The organism is Brevundimonas sp., assembly GCF_031082345.1.
GTDB lineage: Bacteria > Pseudomonadota > Alphaproteobacteria > Caulobacterales > Caulobacteraceae > Brevundimonas.
In genome coordinates this window covers 1-5,840 of record NZ_JAVHLH010000185.1, presented here as the reverse complement: position 1 = coordinate 5,840, position 5,840 = coordinate 1, and the positions used below count along the sequence as shown (strand labels likewise).

6 protein-coding genes and 1 pseudogene are annotated in these 5,840 nt (G+C 68.4%); all 7 read right to left on the bottom strand.

Features of this window, described 5'->3' with window-relative positions:
* Window positions 1–308 precede the first annotated feature (308 nt).
* Window positions 309–1,220 (bottom strand): annotated as a pseudogene (gene mmsB, locus RDU12_RS11600) (3-hydroxyisobutyrate dehydrogenase); the annotation flags it as partial.
* A gap of 70 nt (window positions 1,221–1,290) precedes the next feature.
* Window positions 1,291–2,043, bottom strand: coding sequence for a class I SAM-dependent methyltransferase (locus tag RDU12_RS11595; protein WP_300289764.1), 753 nt, complete (start codon window positions 2,041–2,043; stop codon window positions 1,291–1,293).
* Between the two features lie 25 nt (window positions 2,044–2,068).
* Window positions 2,069–2,848 (bottom strand): class I SAM-dependent methyltransferase, encoded by a 780-nt coding sequence (locus RDU12_RS11590; RefSeq protein ID WP_300289765.1) that lies wholly within the window; start codon window positions 2,846–2,848, stop codon window positions 2,069–2,071.
* Between the two features lie 66 nt (window positions 2,849–2,914).
* The gene (locus RDU12_RS11585; RefSeq protein WP_300289767.1) at window positions 2,915–3,967 is read right to left on the bottom strand and encodes an enoyl-CoA hydratase/isomerase family protein; all 1,053 of its coding nucleotides are present in this window, start codon (window positions 3,965–3,967) and stop codon (window positions 2,915–2,917) included.
* A 9-nt stretch (window positions 3,968–3,976) separates the two neighbouring features.
* Window positions 3,977–4,390 (bottom strand): type II toxin-antitoxin system VapC family toxin, encoded by a 414-nt coding sequence (locus tag RDU12_RS11580; protein WP_300289768.1) that lies wholly within the window; start codon window positions 4,388–4,390, stop codon window positions 3,977–3,979.
* Window positions 4,374–4,652 carry a type II toxin-antitoxin system Phd/YefM family antitoxin gene (locus tag RDU12_RS11575; RefSeq protein ID WP_300289769.1) on the bottom strand — a complete coding sequence of 93 codons (279 nt, stop codon included), beginning with the start codon at window positions 4,650–4,652 and terminating at the stop codon, window positions 4,374–4,376. Before RDU12_RS11575 ends, RDU12_RS11580 begins: the two co-directional genes overlap by 17 nt.
* A 53-nt stretch (window positions 4,653–4,705) precedes the next feature.
* Window positions 4,706–5,840 (bottom strand): isobutyryl-CoA dehydrogenase (locus tag RDU12_RS11570; RefSeq protein ID WP_308684715.1); only part of this gene is annotated, 1,135 nt, incomplete at its 5' end.

Genomic DNA, 5,840 nt, shown 5'->3' with positions numbered 1-5,840 from the left:
CCCTCGCTCTTGACCTGCTCCACGGCGGTCTGGAAGGCGGCCTTGTAGTCGTACAACGAGTCAGCTCTACCGGCGGCGAAAACTTGCCCGGTGATGCGCCGATCGGGTCGATTTGTCCATGAATCGGACCGGACAAAACGCCGCAAACCCTTAATTGATAATGGTTCTCAAGAGCTCTTGCGGCGGCTGGCAGGTTCATCACAACGAACACAACGGACCACGAAGGACACGACGGGAGCGGCGCGCGTGGTGATCGTTGTGCCTTTCGTTGTGGCCGTTGTGATGGACCAAGGGCGCTTCGCGGCAGGTCACCCTTTTGGCAGTTCATCCAGCTTGCCGCGCAGCATCTGCAGGATGGCGGAGAAGTCGCGGCCGCCGTAGCCGAGGCCGTTGAACATCTGGAACAGGGCCTCGGTCTGGGCCCCCAGCGGAGTCGAGGCGCCGGATTTGGCGGCGGCGTCCTGGGCCAGTTTCAGGTCCTTCAGCATCATCGCCGTGGCGAAGCCGCCGTCGTAGTTGCGATTCGAGGGCGCGGTCGGGACCGGGCCGGGCCACGGGTAGTAGGTGGTGACGCTCCAGCTCTGGCCGGAGGACTTGGCGACGATGTCGAACATCTTGACCGGGTCGAGGCCCAGCTTCTCGGCCAGGCCGATGGCCTCGCAGGTGCCGAGCATGGTGATGCCGAGGATCATATTGTTGCAGATCTTGGCCGCCTGCCCGGCCCCGTGGTCCCCGGCGCGGAAGGTCGCGCGGCTCATCGGCTCCAGCGCCGCCTCGATGCGGGCGAAGTCGGGCTCGTCGCAGCCGACCATGAAGGCCAGGGTGCCGGCGTCGGCGGCCATGGTCCCGCCCGAGACCGGCGCGTCGGCGAAGGCGTAGCCGGCGTCCCTGGCCAGACCGGCGACCTTGCGGGCGGTGTCGACGTCGATGGTCGAACAGTCGAGCAGCAGGGCGGAGGTCGGGGCGGCGCCGAGGATCTGCTCCGAATAGACCTTGAGCACGTGCGGCCCGGCGGGAAGCATGGTGATGACGACGTCGGCGGCCTTGACCGCCTCGGCGACCGAGCCGACCGGGGTGCAGCCGTGCTCGGCGGCGCGGTCCAGCGCGGCCTGCGACAGGTCGAAGGCCAGGACGGTGTGACCGGCCTTGGCCTGGTTGGCCGCCATGCCGCCGCCCATGTTGCCGAGGCCGATGAAGGCGATGGTGTGGGTCATGGCGTCTCTCCCGAATGATTTTCGGGAGGGTTAGCCCGTCCCCCGTCCGCTCGCCAGCGGCGCCGGCGGAATTCCGTCAGCCCGGCTTACGGAAGCGCAGCATGAACTGGCTGGTCTTGCCCCGGATGGAGGGATCGAAGACGTTGGCCGTGCGTGGGTCGTCGGGCCGCTCGAGCGCTCCGCCGCGGCTGTCCAGCACGAAGCCCGCCGACTCCACCTCCTCGATCACCCGGGTCCAGTCGATCCGGTGCAGCGTGTCAGCCACCGACAAGTCGGCGCCCTCCTCGGCCTCGTGGTCGATGATCATGTAGTAGCCGCCGGGCTTCAGGGCGCGGAACACGGCGGCGTTGACGCGGGCCGCCGTGTCGTCGGGAAAGGGCTCCAGGTGCAGGTCATGGTAGTTCTGAGCCGTGAACACCAGATCCAGCCCTTCCGGAAAGGCCGGCTCCCTGATCGGGGAGCGAATGGCGTCGACGTTGGCCAGGACGTCCGCAGCCCCCAGCGCTTCACCGTATGAGGGTTCAAACGCGATGAACTCAGCCGGCTGCCAGGCGGTGACATGGCCTTCCGGGCCGACGGCGGCCGACAGGATACGGGTGAAATAGCCGCCGCCCATGATCATGTCTGCGACCTTCCAGCCCGGCTGGACGCCCGCAAAGGCCAGGGTCTCCGCCGTGTGGCGGGCCGCGTCGCGGGCGCGATCCTCGGCCGGGCGGATGTCGCTGGCCAGGACGGCGGCGTAGTCCGGTGCCTGAGGCGGGGTCTGGGCCGCCGCCATCGGCGACAGGGCCAGGGCGGCGGCGAAGGTGAGGAGAAGCGAACGACGCATGACGGAGGCTCCTGGGTGATCCGGCTCAGCCGGGCTTGCGGAAACGAAGGACGAAGCGGTCGGTGCGGCCGCGGATCGACTCGTCGAAGACGCTGAGGCTGTGGTCGTCGGCGGGGTTGGCGACGACGCGGGTCTCGCCGTCGAAGACGAAGCCGGCGGCCTCGACCTGGCGGCGCAGCTCGGCCGATTCGATGCGGTGCAGGGTTCCGGCCACCGAGACGCCCGTCCCCGCCGCCGCCTGATGGTCGAGGAGGACATAGAGGCCGCCCGGCTTCAGGGCCCGGAAGACGGCGGCGTTCATCGTCGGCACGTCCACGCCGAAGCGGGGGATGACGAAGTCGTGGTATTCTTCGCCCATGAAGACCACGTCCAGGGGCCGGTCGAAGGCCATGGTCTCGAGCGCGCCGGTGACGCGGCTGACGTTGCCGTAGGTGGCGGCGAGCGTATCGGCATAGGCGTTCTCGCGCCCCGAGGTCTGGTTCGGCACGAAGGCGTAGACGTGGCCGGCGGGACCCACGACGGGGGCGAACAGACGGGTGAAGAAGCCCTCTTCCGGGCGGATGTCGGCGATGACGTCGCCGGGCTCCAGCCGCATGAAGGCCAGCATGTCGGCGGAACGGCGCAGATCGTCGCGGGCGCGATCGGCCTCGGGCCGGTCGGGATGGGCCAGAGCCGCAGCGTAGGCGTCCTCGGCCGGGACCGTGTGGTGGACGACGGTCGTGGTTCCGCCGTCGGCGACGATGATGCAGCCGGACAGGGCCACGGCGGCGGCGAGCGGAAGGGCGAGAGTCGAAAGGCGGCGCATGGCGGGTCCCCTGTTCCTGCGAACGCAGATAGGCCGCCGGTTTCGCCCCAGATGCAACCCCTCCGGTCAGGCCAGCGGGGTCCATTCCTCATCCGCCGGCAAGGGCGCGAACAGCCTGTCGAGCTCCGCGTAGGAGACGCCGGACAGGTCCGCGGGCGACCATTTCGGGGCGTTGTCCTTGTCGACGATGACGGCGCGGACGCCTTCCTGGAAGTCGTGGGTGCGGACGACGCGGCCGCCGAGGCGATATTCCATGGCCATGTTGTCGGCGAAGGAGTCCAGCTTCGCGCCGGTGCGCAGCTGGCGCAGGGTGACCTTCAGCGACTGCGGCGACTTGGTCTTCAGGATGGCCAGCTGGGCCAAGGCCCAGTCCGAGCCCTCGGACTCGAGTGCGGCGAATATCTCCTCGACCGTGTCGAAGGCGAACAGGCGCTCGATGGCCGGCAGGTGCGGCTCGATCGGAGGCTCGCCGGCGTCGGTCTCGAGCCCGTCGGCGACATCGACCGGATGGGCCGGATCGGCGGCGAGGATGGCGCGGAAGGCGTCGAGGGCGTCAGACGGCAGATAGTGGGTATGGATGCCGAGGAAGACGGTGTCGGCCGCCTTGAGCCGGGCCCCGGTCAGAGCCAGCCAGACGCCGGTCTGGCCCGGCAGGCGCGGCAGGAACCAGCCGCCGCCCACATCGGGGAACAGACCGATGCCGGTCTCGGGCATGGCGTAGGTGGTGCGCTCGGTGGCGATGCGGACCACGGCCGGCTCGCTGATGCCGACGCCGCCGCCCATGACGATGCCGTCGACCAGCGCCGTCACCGGCTTGGGATAGTCGAACAGCAGGTGGTTGAGCTTGTATTCCGCAGCGAAGAAGCCCTTCGCCTCCGAGGCGTCCCCTGCCCCGCTTTCGGCGATCATGCGTATGTCGCCGCCGGCGCAGAAGCCGCGCTCGCCGGCGTGATCGATGAGCACGGACCTGACCGCGTCGTCGGTCCGCCAGGCCAGCAGCGCCTCGATCATGGCGTCGCACATGGCGTGGTTCAGCGCGTGCAGGGCCTTGGGCCGGTTGAGGGTCAGGCGGCCGACGCCGGAGGCGACGCGGACGAGGACTTCGGTTTCGGCGGTCATGGTCCTCGCTTAGTCGCGAAGATCGAATACGGGAAGACCGGCGGCCGTCGCGGCGGCCAGAAGATCGGCGTCGCGAGACGCAACCGCGCCATCGGTTTGCATGGCCAACCACAGATAGCCGGCGTCAAACAGGCTGAGCCCTCGCGCGGCCGCGATCCCGGCGAGCGCGCGGACAGCATCGCGCCCTGTCGGCGGCGCAAGCGTAATCCTGAAACCGTCGAGAATGGCGAACGCCTCGTTCAGGCTGAATCCCGGCTGGCGACGGGTCTGCCGCACAAGCAGATTGCCGATCTCCCACTGGAAGATGTGGGGCGCGGCGATCTCGAAGGCGCCGAGGCGATCAAGCAGCTCCGTTGACGACGGCGTGGCCTGCGACGCAAGCAGCCACGAAGCCGCAGCCGAGGCGTCAACGATCAACTTCATCGCGCGCGATGGCCTTCAGCTCTTCCCACGAGAGAGCCGCCCACTCCGGGTCCGGCGCCTGCTTGTCCCGAAATGCGCGGGCACGCTCCGCCAGTTCACGAGCGGACAGCCGCCGGTGAGATTGTTCCGTTTGACGTTCCGGCGACAACCGCGCCACGGGCTTGCCGTGCCGGGTGATGACGATGACCTCGCCTGTCGCCTCTACGTCGTCCAGCAGCGCCGAGAGATTGGTCTTGGCTTCCAGAACGCCCACCTTCCGCATCGCAGACTCCTGACCAGATTTATGGTCAGCCTAACACGGTTCGGTCATCCAACCTACTGCCGCATCATCTCCCGCGCGGTGATCACCCGCATGATCTCGTTGGTGCCCTCGAGGATGCGGTGGACGCGCAGGTCGCGGACGATGCGTTCGAGCGGGTAGTCCTTGAGGTAGCCGTAGCCGCCGTGCAGCTGCAGGGCCTCGTCGGCGATCTGGAAACAGGCGTCGGTGGCGAAGCGCTTGGCCATGGCGCACCATTTGGTCTTCTCGGGGTGGTTCGTATCCAGCGCCCAGGCGCCGCGCAGGACCAGCAGGCGGGCCGCCTCCAGCTGGGTGGCCATGTCGGCCAGCTTGAACTGGGTGTTCTGGAAGTCGGCGATCGGCTTGCCGAACTGTTTGCGGCTGGCGACGTATTCCTGCGCCGCCTCCAGCGCGAGGCGCGCGCCTCCGAGCGAGCAGGCGGCGATGTTCAGCCGGCCGCCGTCGAGGCCCATCATGGCGTAGCGGAAGCCGTCGCCTTCCTTGCCGAGCAGATTGGCCGCCGGGATGCGGCAGTCGTCGAAGCTGACGATGGCGGTGGGCTGGGAGTTCCAGCCCATCTTCTTCTCCTGGGCCCCGAAGGACAGGCCCGGCGCGTCCTTGTCGACGACGAAGGTGGAGATGCCCTTGGGGCCATCGCCGCCGGTGCGGGCCATGACGACATAGACGTCCGAGGTCCCGGCGCCGGAGATGAAGGCCTTTGAGCCGTTGAGGACCCAGTGGTCGCCGTCCAGTTTCGCCGTGGTGCGCAGGGCGGCGGCGTCGGAGCCGGAGCCGGACTCGGTCAGGCAGTAGGAGGCGATCTTCTCCATGGTGACCAGCGACGGCACGTAGCGGGCGCGCAGGTCGTCGGAGCCGAATTTGTCGATCATCCACGTGGCCATGTTGTGGATCGAGATAAAGGCGGCGGTGGAGACGTCGCCGCGCGACAACTCCTCGAAAATGACCGCGGCCTCGACCCGGCCCAGCGCCATGCCGCCGTGCTCCTCGCCGGTGTAGATGCCGCAGAAGCCCATCTCGGCGGCGTGTTTCATGACGTCGACGGGGAAATGTTTGGTCTCGTCCCATTCGGCGCTGTGCGGCGCCAGTTCGGCGTCGGCGAAGGCGCGGGCGGCGTCCTGGATGGCGCGCTGGTCGTCGGTGAGGGCGAAG